This window comes from Virgibacillus sp. SK37 (assembly GCF_000725285.1).
Classification (GTDB): Bacteria; Bacillota; Bacilli; order Bacillales; family Amphibacillaceae; genus Virgibacillus_Q.
Window position 1 is genome coordinate 3155029 of the sequence record NZ_CP007161.1, and the last position, 24838, is coordinate 3179866.

A 24838-nucleotide genomic window follows, 5' to 3' on the forward strand; every position below is an offset into this window, starting at 1 on the left:
ATTATCCGTTATCATATAGAGGACACCTCTTCTGTATGGTAATAGTGGTTCTCGACAAATCAACTATACCAAACGTTGGGGTGTTTTTTCATGCTTTTTTACTTTAGGCCAAGCGCTATACTTCAACGGATAAGAACCCTACAGAGAATTTAACTTAACTAATTTTGCTCGGTGCGAAAGTTGAGTAATTAAATTTACTAAAAATGTTGATGAAGGCCATTATGGTCTACTACACGGTGTTAAAAACTAGAAAATCAGAATAATAGCATGCTCAAATTAGGAAATGAGAGGTTTTTCATAACACAAATAAGCCCGCCAAACTACCATGGCTGATAGCTTGACGGGCTTAATCTCATTCAATGAAAAAAGATACCCATACAAGCTCTCAATTTATCTCACACGTGTATCTTTAACTTTACTGTTTAATTTTACTTTTTTGCTCTTTCCTTTTTTCACTATAATGTTAATCAACAAATAAACGCCAATCCCAACACTTGCTCCAGCAGTGTCGATAAGTACATCTCTTACCTCACCAGATCTTCCTGGAATAAACAGCTGATGAACTTCATCAACAATGGCGTAAAGTACACATATTAGTAATGCTAGTATCACACTTCGATACCCTAAGACATTACTTGCTCTTAATGCATTAACCACTAGAAAACCAAGAATTAGATAAATAAAGAAGTGTGCGTTCTTTCTGACTTCACGGTGAAAATCCCTAATATCAAATTCCACGTTAGGACCTACCTTTTCAACAGTTTGGGCTACCACTTCAGTTACACCACCACTTAATTCTCTAGACTCTTCTGCCGGTTGATGTGATAGATAGAAGATTAATACTGCCCAAAGAATAACAGATATCCATGAAATGTATTTATACATTAAATTATTAATCCCTACTGAATAAGTCCCTAGTGTACACTTTATCCTCTACTTCACGTAAATCATCTGATAAGCGATTAGCTACAATCACATCCGATATCTTCTTAAATTGTTCAAAATCATTTACTACTCTTGAATTATAAAACTGATCCTCACTTAAAGCTGGCTCGTAAACAACAACTTCAATACCCTTTGCTTTAATACGTTTCATAACCCCTTGAATGGCAGATTGTCTAAAGTTATCGGAATCCATTTTCATCGTAAGGCGATAAATTCCTACAATTTTAGGGTTTCGTTTAATAATCATATCTGCAATATGGTCTTTTCTTGTTCTGTTCGCTTCAACTATTGCCGCCATAATATTGTTAGGAACATCAGCATAGTTAGCAAGTAATTGCTTGGTGTCCTTTGGTAGACAGTACCCTCCATATCCAAACGAAGGATTGTTATAATGATTACCGATTCGAGGATCAAGTCCTACACCTTCAATAATCTGTTGTGCATCTAATCCTCTTACTTCTGCATACGAATCAAGCTCATTAAAGAAAGCTACTCTCATTGCTAAGTACGTGTTAGCAAATAACTTAATAGCTTCAGCTTCCGTAGAATTCGTAAACAAGACATCAATATCTTCTTTTAGAGCACCTTCCACTAATAAATCAGCAAAAACTCGGGCCCTTTCCGACTGCTCTCCTACAATAATCCGAGATGGATATAAGTTATCGTATAAAGCTTTACCTTCTCTTAAAAACTCGGGAGAGAAAATAATATTTTCAGTTTCAAATTTCTCACGAACTTTCTCCGTATAACCTACTGGAACAGTTGATTTAATAACCATTACTGCATCTGGATTAATGGATAACACATGGGCAATGATAGCTTCTACTGTTCTAGTATTGAAATAATTCTTTTCCGGATCGTAGTTTGTTGGTGTAGAAATAATAACATATTCTGCATCTTTAAAGGCTATAAAATTATCAGTAGTTGCGGTTAAATTTAAAGTTTTTGTTGCTAAAAACTCCTCTATGTCACCATCAACGATTGGAGACCTTTTATTGTTAATCATATCTACTTTTTCTTGAATGATATCTAAAGCTATAACCTCATTATGTTGGGCTAGTAAAACTGCATTGGACAAACCAACATATCCAGTACCTGCAATTGTTATTTTCATTTCTCAATACACACCCTCTTAGATTTCCTAGTTGATTATTATTTTCTTATGATACAATTGTAAACTTATTCCAAAAATAAAATTAAGGATAGTCGTAAATTATAAAAATACCATTTACCCAGTATTTCGTACTTTTAATGAATTATTTAATTTATCATATCTTCTGCTTACTAATAAAGTATGAATCATTAAGTATAAATACATTAATATAGAAGCAATAGAAAACATTGCAACAGCGTAAATAGCTTCTTTAAAGAAGAAAACACCTGCAAAAATCGCACCAATTTTTACAACTGTACCAAAAATTTCCACCAACAAAAATTGTTTTTGAATACTTAAGACGGGTATTGTTACAATAATAGGTCTAGTTATAAGCATTGATAACGCGACAATAGCAATCCATCTTGCATATTCGCCAGCAACTGTCCACTCATTTCCAAATACAAAACCAAATACCCAAGGACCAAACAGTATAATAACACCAAATGGGACAATCCCTACAACAAGTAATCCTACTACTGCCTTCAATATTGTTGGAGTAATTTGCTTTTTAGCATTTGCTAATTCATTTACTTTAGGGTAGAATACATCCTGCACCGCTTTACCTATTAGTTGGATAGGTGTATTTAACGCTTGTTTTCCTAATGCATAGAAACCTGCTACAGCTGGCCCAAAAAAGGTCGTAAACAACAAAACTGGAAGTCCTTGTGAAACTGCATTGATAAAAACTTGCGGCGCACGATATTTAGGGAAGTCCCTATTCTCAATTGCAACTTCTTTAATTTCTTTAATAGTATGTTTTTCAGACCTATTTACTATTGATTTATCAGACATAAAAAACATAAGAGAAGCTCTAAAAAGAATACCTGCTGTATGAATTATGACTAATGATGCAGATAGTGGATAAATTAAGCCTCCTCCAATTTTCGAACCATTCATAAATAGCGATTGCAATACAGCAGTTTTTGCCGTGATTTTAAAACTCTTTGATCGAATAAGCCACTGCTCCATTACTTGAGAAAAACCTGTTACTAGTACAAAGATAGGCAATAAATAAATAAAGCTAGATATAACATCTAGCCTAAATAGATTAATTACCTTATCAGCTGCCACTAATAAAATTAAGGTCATTATCAATCCGACTACTAAGGTTATTGACAACGACAATTTAACTATTGACCTAGATTTTTTATCACTTTTTGGGAGGACAATCGCAATTGGATATGTTAAAGCAGCTATTGGACCAAGGATAGCTACAACGGCAGTAAACGTTCCTAATACCCCGATAGGTTCAGGTCCATATAATCGCGTAATGATTGGCATGAGAGAAAATGTAATAATCTGGGCCAACGCGGTTCCGCTCATTACCATTAAAACATTTTTAATAAACCTGTTTTTCTTTATAGAATTAAATTTTGTAATCATTTTTAACAGCCCTATCTAATTAACTCACTATCTAGTAAATATTTTCCTTACATAATAAGTAGTGTACAAAACAATATTCCCTTATAACTTAGTTATGAATTTAATATTCTTACAAATTATAACTAATTCGTAAGAGCTATTAAAAAAACCTGAGTTATACTATTGTTGCTTCTTGTATAAACTAGGCAGTTTATACGGAGTCGGTTTTATCTCTATCCCTTTTCACCTTAACAAACATAACTAATATTAATAAAAACGGCAATGCCCTCGTTGGATATACAGTATAAATTCGTGCCACAGAAAACAATAATTGTTGTAATATTAATAGATAAAATACCGTATTGCGGATATTTATATTATACTTTATTCCTTGATATGCCCTACTACAGATGTAACCTAATAGTGCAGAAAACAAAATAACACCTATTATCCCACCATCTATATAAAAATGATAAAATAACGTAGCATATGCGTTCATATTTATACCTTCACCAATTGGAATAAATCTCTCAAGATTATCTAGAACATCTTGAGCTCTAAGGTAACTTTCAGGGTAACTTATTCCAATTTTATCAAGAATAATAAAGAGCATCCTTGTGAACCCTCTAGTTGTTAACATACCATATGTATGCAAGTCCGATATTGGTTCAGTTAGCCTAATACTTAATTGAGGAATCGCTCCAGCCAAATATACATAAGCTTCTTTTAAAAAATCTGCTTCTGCTTTTCTTAATAATGTAATAGTAGCAACACCTATAATAGGGAGGGAAATTACAACTGGAGTTTTTCTTAAATTTCTCCTTATTTTATTACTTAAATTGAACTTTTTACGGTAAATTAAACTAGTGAATATAAAGTAAATAACTGAAAAAACTAGTATATTTCTTGAAACTGTTACAACTGCAAATAAAATCACCACAATTATAGTGGTGTTTACAAATAATTTACTTTTTTTCTCAATTAAATAATCTACAATAGCTATTGGTACAGCTAGGTAAACCAAAGGAGAAATGATATATGTGTATATATATAAATTCCATTCTGATCCTCCCCATAACGCTAGATCCTTTTCAATTGCTGTTACCATAAGCCTGATATCCCACCATGAATATCCTTGTGCTATTAACATCAATAAGTCAAGTAACCTTAATAGTAAAAAGCCTATGACAAATATATTAAATATTATATAAATATTGTAGCGAACCTCAAAAGTGTATCTGGATTTGCTAATTTCTTTAGTCGGTCTTTTCATCATTATTAAATAACCATATGCAAAACCAAACAAGCCTATTGCTATTAACATATAAGTTTGTTGACTTGCACTATACATTCCATAAAGCTCAAATGAAGCTAAAGTAATAACAATAAACCAGTATGAATAAAATAAGGTCATTGGATTATATATATTTTTTCTTTATAATAGCTAAAAATTACACATAGCGAAGCAAATAAGATTATCACAAATTGCATAATTATTTTACCTCTTTATCTAACCTTGTTCTTAAAACTTCCTTATAAAGGTCAAGTATTTGATCTACAACACGATTAACTGAATAATTTTCAACCACTGTTTTATAACCTGATCTAATAATAGTCTTCATTTCTTCTTTATTAGCGATAGCATATTCTATTTTATTTGCCAAACTTATATAATCCCCTTCTTGATAAAGTAAGCCTGTAATATCATCATCAATAAGCTCGGCTGTACCACCAGAATTGGCACCTATAACTAACATATTTGATAACATGGTCTCTATTGTGACTCTTCCAAAAGCCTCTTTTTTCGAACATACCAATCCTATATCACACTCTGTTCGCAATTGTTTTAGTTCTTCTACATAATCAATTATTCTAATAAATTCATTCAAATTATGCTTAATAATAAACTCTTGAATCTTTCTTAAATACTTAATATCTTGGGCATCACCTGCTAAAATAAGATAAATATTTTTAAATCCTTTCTCAACTAGGTGACCCACCGCTTTAACAGCATCTAATTGTCCCTTGTTCTTGTTAATTCTTCCCGCAAGTAGAATACCTATCTGTTTATTTGCAAAACGATTATTGGTTTTTATATGATACTTCTCAATTGGTATTCCATTATATATCAATTCCAAATCTCTATCTAACTCTTTTTCAAATTTTTCTTTAATTGAATTTGAAATTGCAATAATAGAATCAGCTTTATTTAATAGATCATACACTCTTTTCTGATTATATAGACGTAACCCGAAATCTTCTTCTAAAAACTGTCTAATATGCCAGATATATGGCACTTCAAGTTTTGAAGCGATCTTTGCTCCAATTCCTGAGTCTAGACCATTAATATGAATCAAATCTGGTTTTTCTTTTTTAAGAATTGATAGAGTCTTTCGCATTGAAAACCAATTAATTGTACATTTTAATCTACCTTTTAAATTACTAATAAAGCCCTTTTTGTGTATAGGAACGCGCATTGAAAAGGATGATACAAAAAAGCACTTAAGTCTATCACTCTCTTTAAATATTTTTACGCTTTTATTTGGAAAAATAATAATAACTTCGATGCCTCTTTTAACTAATTCATTAACAATATTTTCCAAAGATAATGTTGCACCATTTTGGTGGGAGGAACTATTATGTGCGAAAAAGCATACTTTCATCAAATACCCCTTCTTTTAACAATTATTATATTATCTAATCCTTTTCATTTAAGATGATAAAAATTTCATTTTCGGATATCGACCTAATATTTTTAATTGAATTATTTTAGATAATAACACAAAAACACTCTTAGATTTCTTGAAGACCCAAAAAATATGACCTAATCAATAAATATATTAGTGTTGTAAATGAGTAAATATATGCTTACTACTTTACTTTCTGCCTCTCATTTACATACTTTTTGTATAGTGGCCATTTACCAATCTGATCAGGAATTTGAGATATATCTGGATCGGCAGCTGCATTTCCTTCTATAAGGAGTATAGTACCATCTTTACTAATTGCAACATCCCACCCTACATAACCTACAGAAGGGACTAATTGTGCTGCTCTCGATACTGTATCTATAACTTTATTCCAAAGAGGGATTTGAAATCCAATAATTTGTTTACCAGTATAAGGATGAATTATATATGGGTTCATCTTTCTATCAATCCCCTTTGTTACAACTATACCTGTTTCTACATCCAGTAATGATGCAATTCCATTATGATGAAAATTATCTGCATGTTTTTCACCATTTCCCATTCTCAAATTTGCGGTCATTACACGTACTTTATTATCAGGGCAAAGTAACGTAACAACCCTTAAAGTATTAACCGACGTAGGATTAAATGCAGCCAATTCATCTAGTTGTTTGATGACCTCTTCTAAAAGAGCATCTTCTTTTTTTAATTCCTCAAATAAGGTTCTCCTATCCTTTATGTCTTTCGTATTAATTACTCTAATTCCCTTACCGTGACTCCCTGCGGAAGGTTTAACAATAAATTCTCTAACTCTATTAGTAAATTCATTAAACTCATGATAACTTGTCTCCTGTGTACTAAGCCAATCTCTTCCTATAAATTCACTAAATGTCTTATTAAACTTTTCTTTAGAATCAAAGATCATTCTATCTTCTTTACTGTTAAATGTTTTGACTATTTTCATTCTCTTCTTATAGACAATAAATTCTTTTCTATCTGAGTGCCTTCTTTTATAAAATTTATATTGTAAATAATCATTTACCCCTGCTCCATAAATTAATACAGTAGTAAGAAAATCAACTGTAATATAAATTTTAGAAAACCAATTTAAATTGGGATCAATGTATATGTCTATCCCGCTCCATAACTTCTTAATTTTTGAAATAAAATAATTTAAACTCATTTTAATTATTTCTCCCATTTATTCATTATATATTTTCTTTTACCAGAAGAAAGAGCAGGTATATCCTCAACATAACTAAACCTTATTTCTGCAGTTTCTCCTAATAACTTATACAATCTTTCTACAATTTGTGATTCACTATTAAACGAACTAGCGACGTTCAATACTACTTTGTAATCACGAGGACCTAGCTGTATGAACTGGAACTGATTTATTCCTGTAAAGGACCAGAATGTTACAGATATTTTATGCGGAGAAAGAATTGATCCATCAACTTTATAGACCATATCTATCTTACGACCACCAAAATTATTAATACACTTTTTCTTAATACCCTTAACATCAACATATGTTATAGCGCCAATATCACCAGTGTCGTAACGTATCATTGGCATTGCATAATTATATAGATCTGTAATAACGATTCTTCCAACTTCACCTTCTGCAGCAAGAACATCTTCGTCTATTTTAAATATTTCAATTAAATAATGGGCCTCATTAATTAAAAATACATTATTTTCTACATCATCCTGGCCTAGGACACCATTTTCTTGGTTAGAATACCTTGATATACACTTGCATTGAAAAACATTTTCCATAACTTCGCGTGTATCATCATAAAGCATTTCAGATCCACTTATAATACCTGTTACATTAAGACTGTAAGAACGATTAGTTTGATTAAAATAATCACGAAATGCGTCTAGGGTAGACGCGTAAGACATTAATACAGAACCATTCGATGATTTTCTTTCAATCTTCTTTAACATGCTATCAATTGCGTTATCATTTAATTCAAACACATTAATTAAGGTTAGGTTTTGTAAAAACCTTAATAATTTTGAACCCTTATTTTTCGCAGTTAATGATCTTAGAAAGATCAAATTTTTCCCTACAAAATAGCCTAACTTTTCATTGTAGTATATTAACTCTGCAATTACTCTTTTTTTCTTCTGAACGTTTTGATAACTTATAAATGGTGTTCCAGTAGAACCGCTTGTATGCATAGTTATTAATTGATCTTTTTTAAAAATATTTGAAATAAATTCGTTTTGTCTATTACGAATAATATTTTTATTGATTATAGGGAAATGTTCAAAATCCAACCCATTACAACATCTGTTATAATAGTTAGTCGAAGATATTGAATGTTGAATTAGTTGTTCTATTGCTTTTTTCTGTTTCTCTCTAACTAATGGAGAGAAACTATCAATTTCCTCTGCTCTTTTTAAATTATTATAATAATCCCGTATATTACCGCCCTTTAGTTTATCAACTAACCAAAAGGCTTGGTTCCTTATTTTACTTAGCCCAAAGTCCATTTATTAACCTCACATTGTTATATTTCTTAAATTATTTTTACTTCACTATACTTCATCATATAAACACCTTCAACGTACTGCCCAATTACATCCACATTAGTTTTCTCACAAATATTGTTAATAATTAATCTCGGTATATTTACATTGCTTTCGTAAGCATGTGGATAGCCCCCACCAAATCGAGGGTTAACTTCCGAGATGTAATATTCGTTACCAATTTTAAAAATATCAATATCAATTACGCCTTTAAATCCAGCCTTTTTTACCAGATTCCTGATTAAATTAAATAACTTTTCATCTTTCACAGAAACAGACTTATCGGTTTCCCCAGATCTCATCTTTAATTTTTCTTTTATAAAAATTGCAACCGGTTCATTAGAAATCATATCAATATAAACATCAGCACCGTATTCAATTCCATCCATGAACTCTTGAATCATTAAATTGTCAAATCTATTAAATAACAGTTCAATTTCTTCTTTTGCTGTGACTTTACTTATATTAATACTAGCACTGCCCTTTACCGGCTTCACAAATACTGGATAGTTAATAACTCCAGCTTCAACGTCTCTATAAAAGTACTCTTTATCTACATAACTTTTAACAGTTTTAAAATCATTTTGAACTAAGAATTCAAACATCTTATACTTGTCAAAACACATTTCAATAATATCAGACTCTGAGACAATTGGAACCGTACCAATATCTAAAAATGCTTGCTTGTGTTCTGCAAGAAGGCTTAGCTCTGGATCAATTAATGATAATACCGCTTTAATATTGTTCTCTTTACAAATTGAGAGAATTAAATCTAGGTATCCTTCTTCCTCCATCCTTGGGACTATAAAATGTTTGTCAGCCTCATATAGGGCTGGAGCTAATTCGCTGCAATCTGTTGCAATTACAACACCTCTACCGCCTAACTCTTTTTTGAAATACTGTACAATTTTATTTCTTGTACCACAGCTTAATATTAGTATATTTAAAATATTATTCATTCTTCAAAGCCTCCAATATATCAAAAAACAATGGTGTCCCACCTGTGTGGATAAATAGTACCCTTTTACCTGTTATATAATTCTTCATAATATACTCTTTCATGCCCCAAAAAGCCTTACCAGTGTAAGTTGTATCCATTGGTATTCCATCATTAATTAGCACACTCTTGATAGTTTTTAATATTTTATCGTTATAAGAACCATACCCTTCAAGTATATAATCGTCTATGAACGCTATGGCATCAGAGTCGATTAGTTCTTTATTTAGACTCAATAAATAACTATTTACACTATCAAGAACAACTTGACCTCCATAAGGGTTTTTTCGAGCATTACTGACTCCAATAATTTTCCTCTCATCACCATTTAGGATTTTTCCACATACAAGTCCAGCTTGAGTGGTTCCTGTTCCAGTCGTATGAAAAATATAATCAAAATACATACCTGATGAAGCTTCATAATTAAGAATTTCTTTATAGGCATTAACATAAGCCTGGGTACCGATATCGCCATGGCCTCCCCCTTCAATGAAGTAGGGTTTATAGCCTTTAACTCTTAAATCACTCATCTTTTTAGCAATTGTATTACTTACTTCAGAGACCGGACATTCTGTAACTAACGAACCAAACAATTCAATCATTTTTTTATTAGAGGTTGTATTACTAGATTCGCTCGGCGAAACAATATAGCACGGAATACCCTTTGCAGCTGCAATATTAGCAATAATTCTACAATGGTTGGAACTGCTACTGCCATAGGTTACAACGCAATCAGATGAAGACCGTTCAATATTTTCAAAAAAAAGTACAGCTTTCCTTGCCTTATTTCCCCCAAATGATATAGGAATAAGATCATCTCGTTTTATATAAAATGTGTTGTTATTTACATTTTCACTTAATTTTTGAATTGGTGTAGCTTGAAAATTATTAAACTGCATTTACTATCACCTAATCTATTTTTGAATATAGTTTTCAACATCTAAACCATAAATATATCTATCAATTTTTCGGCCATTATAAAATAAGTCATTTCTTAGATGACCTTCCTTTTCAAAACCAATCTTTTCAAAAAGCTTTTGTGCTTTAACATTTTCTACTTCAGTATATAGATATATTTTATTGAGCCAAAGTTCCTTATAACTCTCCTTGATTAGGAGATCTGTTGCAAATTCAGCTATACCTTTCCCTTTAAATTGACCTCCACCTAGACAGATGTAATACTCCGCTTTTTTATTTTTATAATCAATATCAAGCAATCCAATTAACCCAGCTGGCTCATCATCATATATAATTGTATAATCAACCCGATCTGACCGCCCTTCAAGGGATTTGAACCACTGTAGGGTTTTATCTTCCCTAAGAGGCAAATCATAATGAAGATATTTATTGTTACTTTCATCGTTAATCCACCGAACTTTATAAGGAACATCTTTTTCTTCAAATTTTCGGATAAAAGTACCCAAAACTACACCTCCAAACCTAATTGCAAATACTAAACTCAGTTTATCCAAGATAAACTTAAATTAAATTTCGAACTAACATAAAGCTCTCAGCATTTCTTACACAAATTGTCGAACCTCTAAACTTTGATAGAGCTTCAATAGCCTCAAGTGAACGAGGGTTAGGGAATTCTCTAAGTTGACTCTCATAACATTTCATAGCTTCAAGCTTAACATCTATTGAATCTGATATATCACTCCAAACATTAGGAACAAAGGCGTTATCTGGCGTTGGTATATTCCATTCTGTTTCAGACAATGTTTCGTACGTATAAATAGCTTGTAATTGTGGGTTACTAACCGGCCGTAAAGCTACCATCGCACTTGATGCAACTTCCCCATGATCTGAATGCATATCACCTTTATGCGGTATAAAAGCTACATGTGGCTTAACTTTTTGAACAACCTCTGAAATTTTCGAGTTAATTTCAATATTGGAAACTTCTCTTAGCTTTACTGCTGGAAGATCTAAAAAGAATGCTTCTTTAACTCCTAATAATTCATGTGCTTTTTTAGCCTCACCTTGCAATAATTCTTTTTGATTACCAGCTGTTATTTCACACACATATACCTCATGTCCCTCTTTAGCATACTTTGCCATCGTACCACCGACACCCAAAACCTCATCATCGTTATGTGGTGCAAATACTAATATTCTCATACTTTCACCCTCATCTTTTTTCTGTTTTGTTTTCTACCCTTTGAATTTATTTCCTACAATTAGCTTTACTTCATCAACCATTTCATATTCATATACCCTTAATAAGCCGTCTACACAGACTACATCAATATATTCATTAGTCTTATTGGCAATTTGTCCGGGAAATCCAATGTATTTCTTATTTTCCATATAGTCAGCTTTCCAAAAAATAACCTTATGCTTCCCATTATAATTCGAATAAGCCCCAGGATAAGGTTTAGAAACAGCTCTTATCAACCTTTGAATTTTTTCAACAGGCTCTTTCCAATCAATCAAACCATCTTCTGGTGCTCTTTTTAACAAATATGTTGCTTCATCTTCATTCTGTTTCACTGGTTTAATAGAGTCATCCATAAGTTTTGGTAAGACTTTTTTAATAAGTTTTTTAAAGGCTTCTCTACATTTTAAGCTAACATCAACGGCATAATCCGTGTCCTCAATAAAGTACTCTTCTTGCCCAATAATATCACCAGAGTCCATTCCTTCATCTATGAAAAATAAAGAACACTTTGTTTCTTTTACTCCTAAAAGTACCTGCCATACCATAGCAGCTCTACCTCGAAATTTAGGTAGTGGAGTTGGGTGAAAGCCAATAGTCCCTCTCTTTGCAGAGTCTATAATTTCTTTTTTTACTAACTGTGATAAACCAATTACAAAAATATAATCAGGCTTGATGTTTCTAATCTCTTCTACATGCTCTTCATCATTTATCTTTCTAAACTTTCGGTATGGTATTTGATTGGCTTCTGCTAATTCATGAATTGGTTCATACCCCGATACCTTTTCTGAGTATTTTTCATCAAGTGAATATACCATATCAATTGGAAAGTTCAACTTGATCATTTCTTCTAACAATACTTTGCTTGATCCTACAGAACCTATTAGTATTGACTTCATTTGATTCTCCCTTCACAACCAATTATCAATTGATTTTTTTGAGGCTTTTCTCCTTTTTAAACTTCGCTTCACCAAATAAGACAATCGCCACTGTTTTAATAAGTATTTTACAATCTAATAAGAATGAAAACTTCTTAATATATTCGATATCGTATTCAATTCTCTGTTCCCAAGGCAATGTAATATTGCCATTCACTTGTGCTAGGCCTGTCATTCCTGGCCTCATATTTAGCCTTTGCTCCTCATATTTAGTGTAGTTTTCTACCTGTACCATCACTGTTGGTCTAGGGCCTACTAGGCTCATATCACCTAAAAATACATTTAAAAGCTGTGGAAGCTCATCAATCTTAGTCCTTCTTAAAACTTTTCCTAAAGTTGTTATGCGATCTTCATCCTTAGAAAAATCCAAGTTTTTCTCAGCTTCAGTATCTACTTTCATTGTTCTGAATTTTAGTATTTGAAATCCTTTCATATTCTTCCCCACCCTGTCTTGTTTAAAGAAAACTGGACCTGGCATTGTGACTTTGATAAGTATCGTTACAATAATAAGCAATGGTGAGATGATAAGTAATCCCAACCCGCTACCTAAAATATCTAACGTTCTTTTAATAAAAAGGTTGAATTTTCTCAAAATATTCATTAATCCCACAACCCCTTTATAATTTCTACAATTTTCGCCAAGTCAGCATCAGTCATCTTCGTGTCAGAAGGCAAACACACACCATTCTCAAACAACTTCTCCGATACTTCTGTCCCAACATAATCATACTTCTCAAAGAAAGGCTGCATATGCATTGGCTTCCACACCGGTCGTGACTCAATATTCTCAGCTTCCAATGCTTCAAATATATCAATAGGTCTCACTTCACCAGTCAACACCATTGAGCTTAACCAGTAATTCGGTGCATCCCAATCATTGCTAGGCATAAACTGGACTCCTTCAATCTCACCAAGTTCTCTTTTATAAAATTCATAGATATGATTCTTCTTTTCTACACGTTGTTCTAAAACTTTTAACTGCCCTCTACCAATCCCAGCAACCACATTACTCATACGATAATTAAATCCTAATTCGCTATGTTGATAGTGTCTTGCTTGATCTCTTGATTGAGTAGCCCAGAACCTAGCTTTAGCGATTCTCTCTTCATTATTAGAAACAAGCATCCCACCACCTGAAGTAGTGATGATTTTGTTTCCATTAAAAGAGAAGATACCGTAATCGCCAAAAGTTCCTGTATGCTTACCTTTATAGTAAGTTCCTAAACTTTCAGCAGCATCTTCTATTAAAACAACATTATGCTTATTACAAAGTTCTACTATTTTATCCATATCAGCAGACAAACCATAAAGGTGTACTACGATTACAGCTTTCACATCAGGGTACTTTTGAAATGCTTCTTCTAATGCTTTTGGGCACATATTCCATGTTTCATAATTACTATCTATAAATACTGGAACAGCACTTTGATAGATGATTGGATTAGCTGTAGCTGAGAATGTAAGTGTTGGACAAAACACGATATCTCCTTGACCTACTCCAGCTGCTCTTAAAGCTAAGTGAATAGCTGCTGTTCCAGAGGAAAGTGCTGCTGCAGCCTTAGATCCAACCTTTTCTGCTAGTTCTCTTTCAAACCCATTTACGTTTTCTCCAAGTGGTGCAATCCAGTTTGTATCAAAAGCTTCCTTTACATATTCCATTTCATAACCTTCATCACTCATATGGGGTGATGAAAGAAAAATTCTTTCGTTCACTTTTGTTGTCTCCATCCTATAGACTTCCTTCCATCGTTAAGTTAATATTTAGTAGATTAGGACTTCCTTGGAGCCTTCCAAACTATTACTCCAACCAACTTCTAAACCACTAAAGTGGTTATCTATAATCAATAGCCACCTCGTACTATCTATTCAATCGACCAACCAAATACGTAATAGATATTCTTGTAATTATCACACTTAACCGAGTTTTTCCCTATTATATATACCATTCAATCAATCTATAATTCTCACTAAAAACGCCTCAAACCTTTATCCCGCAAGGTTTCTATCACTCAATCTAACTAAGATACTCAGTTCCTCACCACCAGCCAAGGCACATCATTACCACCAGGCTCTTCCACTTTAGAATGAATGTTACAGATAACTTCCCCATCCTCTCCATCTCTATAAGAGAGTAGACCATCTCTCGGACACAAGTCCTTGTCAAAAACAATCAAAAACTTCCTAAAAAGTAACGTAGAATGATTATCACCCTCTAAGGAAAGCTCCATTTCATAATGCTTCTCAACATAGCCCTATTAGCTTCACAAACTTCCTGCTCTGCCTCTGCTATACTCCCCGTAAATACAGGGACAGCAATTAACAAAATAACACTCAAAACTGCTAAAGTAGCCAGCAGTTCAATTAAACTAAAACCATCTTCACTCTTCTGCTTCTTCCCATTTCTTATCACTAATCTCACCACCAGTCCGAAATCAGAATTACATTTCATAATGTAAAATTTATGTCGAAACTAGATGATAAAACAGGCCCGTAAGGGCAGTAACAATAAATTAATTAAAACAGGGCATCTAACCCCACCTCACGCCACACTCCTGACAACAAAACGCGTCTAAGGTCATTCAACCCACAGCACAGCCGAGTATATCCATTGATAAAGGTAAGGACACATCACCTATATATGTAAAGCCAGCTACGAAGTAGCCATAATGTTCATTAAGTGCCGCAAGGCACCCCGATTTATGTATAAAAAATAATTTATAAAAAACTCAACTACCATGTTTAACCATCCAAATAGCAGGGTATATAACTAGGGTAACCTAATCCCTTTCAAAATTATTTAAGTTAATATTGTTCTAAGCGTTACACCCAAACACACATAAAAGGGCTAAGACAGATTAGTATGTCCAACCCTTCCATACATTCACCTAAACAAACGATTGATTAAACATTTATAACACCCATATATTCCAAACTATTACCTAAAACCATAACGTTACCAAACCAGATTACACCTATTATTATTAAAGCTAATCTACCGACTTTTCTATAGCCTAATAGATAATAGTATCAATAACTAAACCGCAAGGTTTACCGAATGTACTTCATTGTTCTTAACAACAACCAACAAATCAAACACCCAGTTATTCAGCATTCATAAAAAATTATGTTCAAAATGCCACAAGACATATAGATATAAAAAGGATATGCTAAATCCCAAAGACCGCAAGGTCACCAAAAGTCTTAACCCAATACTGAGCCTTATGCGCCGCTCTCGTTTTTTCACAAAATGCTCATCTGTTTATAGTGGGCGACTGTTCCCTATGAATCTAGAGATAATGTCCGTATCAATAGTACACCAACCCCTAAACCTCAACCCCACTAGCCTTCTCTCTCAAATAAGCCAACAACTCATCATTAATCTCATCATTCTCCAAAGCCAAGTCAATTGTCGTCTTCACAAAGCCAAGCTTTTCACCAACATCATAACGCTTGCCTTCAAAATCATATGCATATACTTTCTGCAGCTCATTCAACATCTGGATCGCATCCGTCAATTGAATCTCGCCACCAGCGCCAATTTCTTGTCTATCAAGAAAATCAAAAATTTCTGGTGTAAATACATAACGACCCATAATCGCCAAATTAGAAGGGGCAGTACCCTGCGCAGGCTTCTCCACAAAATTATTCACCTGATACCTTCTACCCTCCACAGTACTCGGATCGACAATTCCATAACGATCCGTCTCTTCCATTGGCACTTGCTGCACACCTACAACAGAACTGCTTGTCTCTTCAAACTGCTCAATCAATTGACGCAAGCAAGGTGTATCAGATCGCACAATGTCATCACCCAGCAATACAGCAAACGGCTCATTACCAATAAACTTTCGTGCACACCAAACAGCATGGCCAAGTCCTTTTGGTTCTTTTTGGCGTATATAATGAATATCCACCTGGGAAGGCTGCTTCACTTTTTCAAGTAAAGTAAACTTTTCCTTTTTTACCAGATTATCTTCCAATTCAAAGTTATTATCAAAATGATCCTCAATCGCACGCTTACCCTTACCCGTTACAATAATAATATCTTCTATCCCAGAAGCAACCGCTTCTTCCACAATATACTGAATCGTAGGCTTATCAACAATCGGCAACATCTCTTTTGGCATCGCTTTTGTAGCAGGTAAAAATCTTGTTCCCAATCCTGCTGCCGGTATAATAGCCTTTTTGACTGTTTTCAATCAAATAACCCCCATTTATTTCTCTAGTATTGGTTAGTAGGAGTAGGAAGTTAGTTCCTCAACAGCAGAAGAAAATATGCGAGACTCCTGCGGGAAAAGCAATAGCTGAAGATCCCGCAGGAAGTGGTTTTCTTCCGAGGAAGCTGAAGCATTGCCCGCGGAAAGCGAGTATATTTTCACTCTGCGGTCGCCAGAGACCACCTATTCAACTAGCTCCCCTTCACACTCATCAACGTCTTCTCCATAAACACAATACCCATCAACTTATCTTTCAACTCAACCGCATCATATCCCTCAAACCGATCAATCAAATCAAGGAACAACGCCGCATCCACATCCATCGTCCGACCAACATAAATTTTCTCAAAAACCGCATCAGGATGAACCTCATCCTCACCAAGCAGCTCTTCATACATCTTTTCCCCAGGCCTGATACCTGAGAACTGAATCGGAATCTCTTCTTCTGAGTAGCCTGATAGTTTTATTAGGTTTCTTGCCAGATCGACAATCTTCACTGGCTCACCCATATCCAAGACAAAGATCTCGCCACCTCTTGCCAGCGTCCCTGCTTGGATTACCAATCTTGATGCTTCTGGAATTGTCATAAAGTAACGCGTCATTTCCGGGTCAGTAACTGTTACTGGGCCACCTTGTTCAATTTGTTTTTTGAATAGTGGAATGACACTACCTCGACTTCCAAGTACATTCCCGAATCTTACTGCGACAAATTTCGTCTTACTTTTTCTCGCCATATCTTGGACAACCATTTCGGCAACACGTTTCGTTGCTCCCATCACGTTTGTCGGATTCACTGCTTTGTCTGTCGAAACCATTACAAAAGTGCTGACACCAAATGTATCGGCAGCTTCTGCGACATTTTTCGTACCGACGATATTGTTTTTCACTGCTTCATGCGGATTATATTCCATTAATGGCACATGCTTATGTGCAGCCGCATGATAAATGATTGTCGGTTGCTGTTCTTTGATGACTTCAAATACACGGTCACGATCCTGAACATCCCCGATAACAGGCACGATTTCAATATTGGCATCTTTGTATCTATTACGTAATTCCATATCAATAGTATAAATGCTAAATTCGCCATGTCCGAATAGCACAATTTTGCCTGGATTGAATTTCATGATCTGTCGGCAGATTTCTGAACCGATCGAGCCACCTGCTCCGGTCACCATTACCGTATTGTCTGTCACATATTCCGAGATTGCGTCAATATCCAGCTTCACAGGCTCACGCCCAAGCAGATCCTCTACCTCGACATTTTTCAAATGGCTGACAGATACTCTACCTGTCATCAAATCCTCAATTTTCGGGATCATCTGCACCTTGGCTGTTGTTTTATTACACTGTTCCACAATTTTCTCCAATGCGCCATTCTTTAAGGAAGGAATCGCAATTACGATATGCTGGATCTCCAGATTTTTTACAATGTTCGGAATTTCTTTCACAGTACCTGCTACCGGAAGACCAAACAATTGCATCTTTTGTTTATTTATGTCATCATCTACGAAAGCCACTGGTAACAATTCCTGATTGTTATGATCATTCTTCAGTTGCCTCGCAATCATTGCTCCCGCCGATCCGGCACCTACAATTAAGGTACGCTTCTGATTTTCCGCTTTTGCAATGTAACGATCACGATAAATCCGCCATAGAAAGCGCGATCCGCCAATTAAGGTAATATGCAGCATCCACGTAATAAGTAATGCTCTACGATAGATCGCAAAGTCATTAAACAGATATTGCACAATCCCTGCCGCAATAATCGACAGTGTAATGGCCTTTACAATCGCTATTAATTCTCCAATACTCGCATAGGCCCATACTTTGTTATACAGCTTATAAATAAATGCGAAAAGATGATGAAAGACTAATAGAGCTATTGCACTAATAATGATCGCATCAAGCTGTGAAACGTTTGTCGAAGGATATACAATCCAAGATGCGATAAAAATCGCGGTACTGACGATCAGGGAGTCGAGAATGATCAACAATGTCAGTCTTGTTCGATAAGTCAAAGCCTTCGCTCCTTTCCGGGTTGAATAAAGCGTTCAAATAGCTTTATAACTTGTTTTCGTTGTTTCATGCCAACCTTTTTATATATGTTACTTATATGTAATTTTACAGTTCCTTCTGCTAATCCTAGTATACTTGCTATCTGCTTATTTTTTAAATCCTTTTTTAATAGATAAGCAACATCAATTTCTTTTCTAGTAAGATTAATGCCTTTTTCCTCTAAATGAAAGGTGAAGATTTCCTTGTGTTCTTCCTTCATTTCGACAAGCATTGACTTTAATGATTGTAACACTTCCCATGGTAAAAAGGAACGGTTCTTTTGCATATTTTGTATAATATTTACAATTGTAGAAACAGTGTTTTCATCCTTCCATACGATGTTATCGATTCCACGTTCGATCCACTGTATGGCTTCATCTTGCATATTGATTTCCAGTAAGGCAATGACGGTGATCTGTTCCCGCTTTAATGTCACTAAATGTTCTTCACGTTCTTCTTCCGGACAATGCTGAACATCAGCAATACAAAATACCGGGTCTGTCGTAAGTAGCATTTTGTAATCAGTTGGTACATAATAAATAGAAATATCGGGAAATTGCTGTCGTAATACCTCATATAATTCATCAAGGTAAGTCCGTGTTAGGGTAGGCATCTGTTTTTCTTTCATAGGCATCCTTCATTCTGTGGCGTAATTTACAATTGTTTCCACAGATTATAATACTAAATACCCAGTAATATTTTAAGTGACTTTTGTAAATAAAAGTCATGTTTTTGTAGGCTGTTTTCACCAGTACTCTTTTTTGGAGAACAACCCCTTCAGGAAATCGATCACACGCTTGCGGCTGTGTATATTTAATTTATGATATAAATTGCTTATATAATTTTTTATGGTTCCTTCACTGAGGTAGAGCTTCTGAGCAATGGACTTGTTCGTCTCTCCCTCCATTAGCATATACGCAATTTCCAGTTCCCTTGGTGTCAGCATCACTTCCAATGTTGTCAGCTTTTGCTTGAGGATCTCTTTTTTATCATATTTGTATTCACGAATTTTCTTTGCAAGAATACGTGCAGCAGGTCCTGAGATCACCGTCTCCCCAAGGTCTACTTCACGAATAGCCCACACCAGTTTTTTACTATTAAGGTCCTTCAGCAAGTAACCATCTGCCCCCACATTAAAACCACGGACAATAAGGTCCTCATCAGCAAACGTGGTAAGCAGGATAACCTTGACATCTGGGTGACTTTCCTTTATATCAAGCGTTGCTCGGATACCATTCACATGTGGCATATGTATATCCATGAGCACAAGGTCAGGTTCATACTGCTGAAATTTCGCTATTGCTTCTTCTCCATTCGTAGCTACCCCTACTACCTGAATGTCATCTGTTTCAGATAGAATAGCCATGATGCCATCTGTAAATAAACGCTGATCATCTACCAAAAGAACTTTTACCAATCGACACGACTCCTTCGCTTATTCATCACCTTTCTTCCATTATAACCAAAAGGGCATACAGAAAGATGTACACCCTTTTGTGCATTACTAAAAAAGCCCAAGAAATTTCTTTTTCTTTATCATTGTCGGTTCCATTCGATTTATGTTTTGATTATCAACAAGTAACTGACTGTTTTCCAAGAACATATAAAAATAATCCGCTCCAAACTCTTTTTTCAATAAATGAAATGCCTCATCCATGCAGAAGCCACGACTCTTCGTATTATGTGCATCAGAGGCAATGAAATGAGTCAGGTTTGCTTCCATGATTTGGTTCGTGAACTTTTGAATGTTTTTGCCAAACTTACCAACAAAGCTGGCTGCTGTTATTTGTGTTAGTGCCCCATTTTGCACAAACTGATACAGCATGCTTGGATGCTCCAGCAATTCTGAGTTCCGTTCCGGGTGTACAATGATCGGGGTGTAGCCTGCCACTTGAATATCGAACAACATTTGCTTAGCATATCGCGGCACATGATTCGAAGCGAATTCCACAAAGACATATTTGGAATGATTAATAGAAAGTACAACCCCATCATCCAGTTCCTTCAGCATGTCCCCATTAATCCGTGTTTCCTGTCCCGGTAAAACATGTAACGGGATATCCTTCTCCACCAAGAGAGCGTTCAGCACCTCTACAGATTGAATAATCGTATCTTTTTCATTATCATATTTCCCATTTCTATGATGCGGTGTGGCCACAATAGTATGAATTCCCTGTTCCACTGCAGCTTTCGCCATAGCAAGGCTGTCCACTTCTGTTTTAGCCCCATCATCAATTCCTGGCAATATATGACTGTGTATGTCGATCACATGCTTCCCCACCTTATAGACATTAACTATTTATTGATAGTCATTATTCTTATAATTCAGTATACAAAAGTACATAATTGTTTACAACTAATCCCCTTTAATAGGACTAGGACTTTTAACTTATTTACTATACCATATATCAAATGGTTTGGAAATAATAGTAAAAGAAAGTAAGTACTTTTATTCATCCCTGTTCTATTAACACCTTTGTTCTCCAAAGACAATATGCTCATCTGTGAAGCAGCCAGACTTCTTTGTCAGCCCTCTTTAACTAACATAATACTCTTTGATAATCATAACTATTTTCGGCCTAAAGTAAAATACCTCCCTGCATGTTTATACAGAGAGGTACAGATTAATTTGTTCCATAGTAGTAATAATAGTTTGAACCTTTCTTTTCACGATCATTCAATACCGTTCCAAGCAATTTCGCTTTTGCAGGCTCCAATGCTTCCTTCGCTTTTTGAGCAGCTTCCAGTTCCGTCTTTTTACTTCTGATAACTAAGAGCGTTCCATCTACAATATTTGCAAGGATTTGTGAATCGGTAACCGCAAGCACAGGTGGTGTGTCAAAAATCACCAGGTCATAGGATTGCTTTGCATCATCCAAAAAGGTTTGCATTTTTCGTGATGCTAATAACTCAGATGGGTTAGGTGGAATAGGACCACTGGAAATAACATCTAAATTGTCGACATCTGTGCGATTAACTGTTTCCTCTACCGTATGCTCACCAACAAGAACATTGCTTAACCCACGTAAATTGTCCAGGCGGAACGTATAATGTACTGTCGGTTTACGAAGATCTGCATCGATAAGCAATACTTTTTTACCTTGTTGTGCATAGACAACCGCCAGATTGGCTGTCGTCATTGACTTACCTTCTGAAGGTCCGGAAGAAGTTACCAGCATCGACGTTAATTCTTCATCAACAGAAGCAAATTGTAAATTTGTCCGTATTGTCCGGTATTGCTCGGTAATCGGTGACTTAGGATTTAGCTTTGCAATGAGATGCCGCATTTTATTATTCGGTCTAGATTGATTTTTTCGCCGCGCCATCAAAGCCACCCCTTTTCGTACGTTGTGATTGGAATTTAAATTGATCTGCTCGTACATCAGCATCATTAATATGGGAGATAACCCCTAATACAGGTAAGCCAATCTTTTTCTCAATATCTTCCTCTGTTGTAATGGTGTTATCCAAGTATTCAAGTAAGAAGGATATCCCAACACCTACCATTGCACCTACGACAATCGCAATTGCAATATTAAGCATCGGATTCGGTGCTACCGGAGACGGGTTCTCACTTAATTCAGCCTGTGACAGTACACTGACATTATCTACATTCATAATATCTGAAATTTTATCCTGGAAGATGGAAACCGTCGTATTCGCCAATTGTACAGCCAATGCCGGATCCTCATCCGTTGCCGTAACAGTTACCACCTGGGAATTCTGCTCACTTGAAACCTGAAGCTTCTCACTAAGCGCGCCAGATGTGTATGGCAGATTTAATTCATCTACCACTTCTTCTAATATCGCCGGACTTTTTATCACAACATTATAAGTATTGATAATCTCTACGTTCGTTCGAATATCATTCACATTATATTGTACATTCGGATCCTGCTGTCCCTGATTAACAATAAACTGCGAGCTGGACTGATAGGTTGGTGTCAACACAAAGTAACTAACCACAGCAGCAATTACTGCCGCCCCTAATACAAATGCAATGATAAGCAACAAGCGCTTCTTTATTACCTCGAAGATTTCCTTCAAGGATATTGTTTCCTCCATTATTGTACCTCCATATTCCTTTTACACTAAGCTGGTAAAATATAAGTTGAAATAAGTATAATTGCATTCTATTCGACATTACAGTTAGAAATTATACCACATCTTCTCATAATGCAATATATGTTTTTTCAAAACATGGTTAAATTTAGTTGATTTGTACTTTAAGAGGGAGGGATTTTTGTAGAGATTAATAGAATAGAGGCTCTTTGCAGGCTGGCAATTCTTTATTTCTGACAATATAATAGTATTCCCTTTATAAACAGGATTAATATTACAAGTTCATTACAAATTCCCTATATATCTATATTTTTCCTCATAGAACTTATATACTAGAGTCACTTCTTACGAAAAAATGGAAGAATAAATAGATAGATACGTGAAGGGAGAATCATCGATTGGCCAGTAAAAAAATAATAATGTCGGTAACTGCCAGTGCAGCAATAGCAACAATGATTTTTGGAGCAGATAAAGCCGAAGCGGCATCTTATAAGGTTCAAAGTGGAGATTCATTGTGGTCAATAGCACAGAAGTACAACACCAGCATTTCACAGTTACGTTCCATCAATGGGATTTCAGGAGATCTTATTTATCCAAACCAAATCATAGAAACAGATAACGAGCAATCATCCAACTCAAATTCTAGCAACAGCTCAAACACTACTAAACCATCTACTAATTCAAACTCTACATATACAGTAAAAAGTGGCGATACATTAAGTGGAATTGCCGCTAAACATAACATTTCTCTAAGTAACTTAATGAAATGGAACAACCTGGATACCACGCTTATCTTCCCCGGAAACGTGTTCGTTGTAAGCAAAAATGGATCTTCTTCAAGTAGCTCTAGCTCTTCTAGCAGCTCAAGCAGTGGATCAAGCAAGCCATCAACAGGCTCATCCGAGGTATATGTTGTTAAATCCGGAGATTCTTTATCTCGAATCGGCGCACAATACGGTGTGAGTGTATCCAACTTGAAGAAATGGAACAACCTACGCTCAGACTTAATTTTGATCGGACAGAAATTAAGCATTAACGGAAAGAGTACTGGTTCGAGCTCAAGTGGTGGATCAAACAGCTCTAGTGGCTCAACTGCAACGAATGTTGACTATAATGTGAACAAGCTTGTCAGCACAGCAAGAAGCGTTATGGGAACGAAATATGTATGGGGCGGTTCCACTACAAGCGGATTTGACTGCAGCGGATTCATCTACTATGCATATAAGAACGCTGGTAAAAGCGTAAGCCGCTTATCAACAGACGGCTATTACAACCGCTCTTATCATGTAAGCAAGCCACAGGTTGGAGACCTTGTCTTCTTCTCAGGAACTTACAGAAAAGGAATCTCCCACATGGGAATCTACGTTGGAAACAACGAATTCATCCATGCAGGAACGTCCACAGGCGTAACGAAGACAAGCCTAAGCAACTCATATTGGAGCAAGCACTTCGATAGCTACAAGCGTTTCTATTAATAGGTCAGCTCAATTACATATGATGTAATAGCACTTATACATTTTAGGTAGGGAGAACTCCAGCATGGCTGGAGTTCTTTTTTTGTTGTTGGTGGTGGAGGGGCCTTGGGAGGGGAAGACTGCCTCTAGCGAAGCTGTCGCGGGTGCGTGCTCGAGTGTCGCGGGTGGACTGCTTGGTGTCTCGGTTAAGCGCCCGGCTGTCGCGGGTGGACTGCTTGGTGTCTCGGTTGAGCGCCTGG

General features: G+C 35.4%; 23 protein-coding genes. 1 reads left to right on the forward strand and 22 read right to left on the reverse strand.

Going from position 1 to position 24838, the window contains the following annotated elements:
• Positions 1-390: 390 nt before the first annotated feature.
• The 22 genes from X953_RS15725 to X953_RS15835 all read right to left on the reverse strand — a co-directional run bounded on the left by X953_RS15725 (position 391) and on the right by X953_RS15835 (position 23127).
• A complete protein-coding gene (locus X953_RS15725; protein WP_052350168.1) occupies positions 391-885 on the reverse strand; it encodes a VanZ family protein in 495 nt (164 codons plus the stop codon).
• Between the two features lie 7 nt (positions 886-892).
• Positions 893-2059, reverse strand: a complete 1167-nt coding sequence (locus X953_RS15730) for a nucleotide sugar dehydrogenase (RefSeq protein ID WP_040956423.1) — start codon at positions 2057-2059, stop codon at positions 893-895.
• A gap of 114 nt (positions 2060-2173) precedes the next feature.
• A complete protein-coding gene (locus tag X953_RS15735) occupies positions 2174-3484 on the reverse strand; it encodes a lipopolysaccharide biosynthesis protein (protein WP_040956424.1) in 1311 nt (436 codons plus the stop codon).
• A gap of 190 nt (positions 3485-3674) precedes the next feature.
• Positions 3675-4889 carry an O-antigen polymerase gene (locus X953_RS15740; protein WP_255351068.1) on the reverse strand — a complete coding sequence of 405 codons (1215 nt, stop codon included), beginning with the start codon at positions 4887-4889 and terminating at the stop codon, positions 3675-3677.
• Positions 4890-4956: 67 nt separating this feature from the next.
• Positions 4957-6126, reverse strand: a complete 1170-nt coding sequence (locus X953_RS15745; protein ID WP_040956426.1) for a glycosyltransferase family 4 protein — start codon at positions 6124-6126, stop codon at positions 4957-4959.
• A 208-nt stretch (positions 6127-6334) separates the two neighbouring features.
• Positions 6335-7336: a sugar-transfer associated ATP-grasp domain-containing protein gene (locus tag X953_RS15750; RefSeq protein WP_040956427.1), complete on the reverse strand. Its 1002-nt coding sequence runs from the start codon at positions 7334-7336 to the stop codon at positions 6335-6337.
• Positions 7337-7341: 5 nt separating this feature from the next.
• A complete protein-coding gene (locus tag X953_RS15755; protein WP_040956428.1) occupies positions 7342-8658 on the reverse strand; it encodes a phenylacetate--CoA ligase family protein in 1317 nt (438 codons plus the stop codon).
• 26 nt (positions 8659-8684) lie between these two features.
• Complete coding sequence (locus X953_RS15760; RefSeq protein WP_040956429.1) at positions 8685-9653, reverse strand: ATP-grasp domain-containing protein; 969 nt, start codon at positions 9651-9653, stop codon at positions 8685-8687.
• Entirely contained in the window at positions 9646-10590 is a 945-nt protein-coding gene (locus X953_RS15765; RefSeq protein ID WP_040956430.1) for a 1-aminocyclopropane-1-carboxylate deaminase/D-cysteine desulfhydrase, read from the reverse strand. Before X953_RS15765 ends, X953_RS15760 begins: the two co-directional genes overlap by 8 nt.
• 15 nt (positions 10591-10605) lie before the next feature.
• Positions 10606-11115 (reverse strand): GNAT family N-acetyltransferase, encoded by a 510-nt coding sequence (locus X953_RS15770; protein WP_198023284.1) that lies wholly within the window; start codon positions 11113-11115, stop codon positions 10606-10608.
• Positions 11116-11170: 55 nt separating this feature from the next.
• Positions 11171-11812 (reverse strand): PIG-L deacetylase family protein, encoded by a 642-nt coding sequence (locus X953_RS15775; protein WP_040956431.1) that lies wholly within the window; start codon positions 11810-11812, stop codon positions 11171-11173.
• Between the two features lie 33 nt (positions 11813-11845).
• Complete coding sequence (locus X953_RS15780; protein WP_040956432.1) at positions 11846-12748, reverse strand: methionyl-tRNA formyltransferase; 903 nt, start codon at positions 12746-12748, stop codon at positions 11846-11848.
• A gap of 25 nt (positions 12749-12773) precedes the next feature.
• Entirely contained in the window at positions 12774-13388 is a 615-nt protein-coding gene (locus tag X953_RS15785) for a sugar transferase (RefSeq protein WP_084715725.1), read from the reverse strand.
• Entirely contained in the window at positions 13388-14500 is a 1113-nt protein-coding gene (locus tag X953_RS15790) for a DegT/DnrJ/EryC1/StrS aminotransferase family protein (protein WP_040957182.1), read from the reverse strand. Before X953_RS15790 ends, X953_RS15785 begins: the two co-directional genes overlap by 1 nt.
• Positions 14501-14999: 499 nt before the next feature.
• Positions 15000-15197 carry a type II secretion system protein gene (locus X953_RS15800; RefSeq protein ID WP_040956434.1) on the reverse strand — a complete coding sequence of 66 codons (198 nt, stop codon included), beginning with the start codon at positions 15195-15197 and terminating at the stop codon, positions 15000-15002.
• A 913-nt stretch (positions 15198-16110) separates the two neighbouring features.
• Positions 16111-16986, reverse strand: coding sequence for a UTP--glucose-1-phosphate uridylyltransferase GalU (gene galU, locus X953_RS15805; RefSeq protein WP_040956435.1), 876 nt, complete (start codon positions 16984-16986; stop codon positions 16111-16113).
• A gap of 209 nt (positions 16987-17195) precedes the next feature.
• Positions 17196-19025 carry a nucleoside-diphosphate sugar epimerase/dehydratase gene (locus tag X953_RS15810; RefSeq protein ID WP_040956436.1) on the reverse strand — a complete coding sequence of 610 codons (1830 nt, stop codon included), beginning with the start codon at positions 19023-19025 and terminating at the stop codon, positions 17196-17198.
• The gene (locus tag X953_RS19215) at positions 19022-19690 is read right to left on the reverse strand and encodes a LuxR C-terminal-related transcriptional regulator (RefSeq protein ID WP_052350169.1); all 669 of its coding nucleotides are present in this window, start codon (positions 19688-19690) and stop codon (positions 19022-19024) included. The genes X953_RS15810 and X953_RS19215 overlap by 4 nt, the downstream gene beginning before the upstream one ends.
• Positions 19691-19807: 117 nt before the next feature.
• Positions 19808-20479, reverse strand: coding sequence for a response regulator transcription factor (locus tag X953_RS15820; protein ID WP_040956437.1), 672 nt, complete (start codon positions 20477-20479; stop codon positions 19808-19810).
• A gap of 87 nt (positions 20480-20566) precedes the next feature.
• Complete coding sequence (locus X953_RS15825; RefSeq protein ID WP_040956438.1) at positions 20567-21331, reverse strand: tyrosine-protein phosphatase; 765 nt, start codon at positions 21329-21331, stop codon at positions 20567-20569.
• A 355-nt stretch (positions 21332-21686) separates the two neighbouring features.
• A complete protein-coding gene (locus tag X953_RS15830) occupies positions 21687-22388 on the reverse strand; it encodes a CpsD/CapB family tyrosine-protein kinase (RefSeq protein WP_040956439.1) in 702 nt (233 codons plus the stop codon).
• Positions 22363-23127, reverse strand: coding sequence for a YveK family protein (locus X953_RS15835; RefSeq protein ID WP_040956440.1), 765 nt, complete (start codon positions 23125-23127; stop codon positions 22363-22365). Before X953_RS15835 ends, X953_RS15830 begins: the two co-directional genes overlap by 26 nt.
• A gap of 395 nt (positions 23128-23522) precedes the next feature.
• Between X953_RS15835 and X953_RS15840 the strand changes: the two genes are divergently transcribed.
• Entirely contained in the window at positions 23523-24599 is a 1077-nt protein-coding gene (locus X953_RS15840) for a LysM peptidoglycan-binding domain-containing protein (protein ID WP_052350170.1), read from the forward strand.
• Positions 24600-24838: the final 239 nt, after the last annotated feature.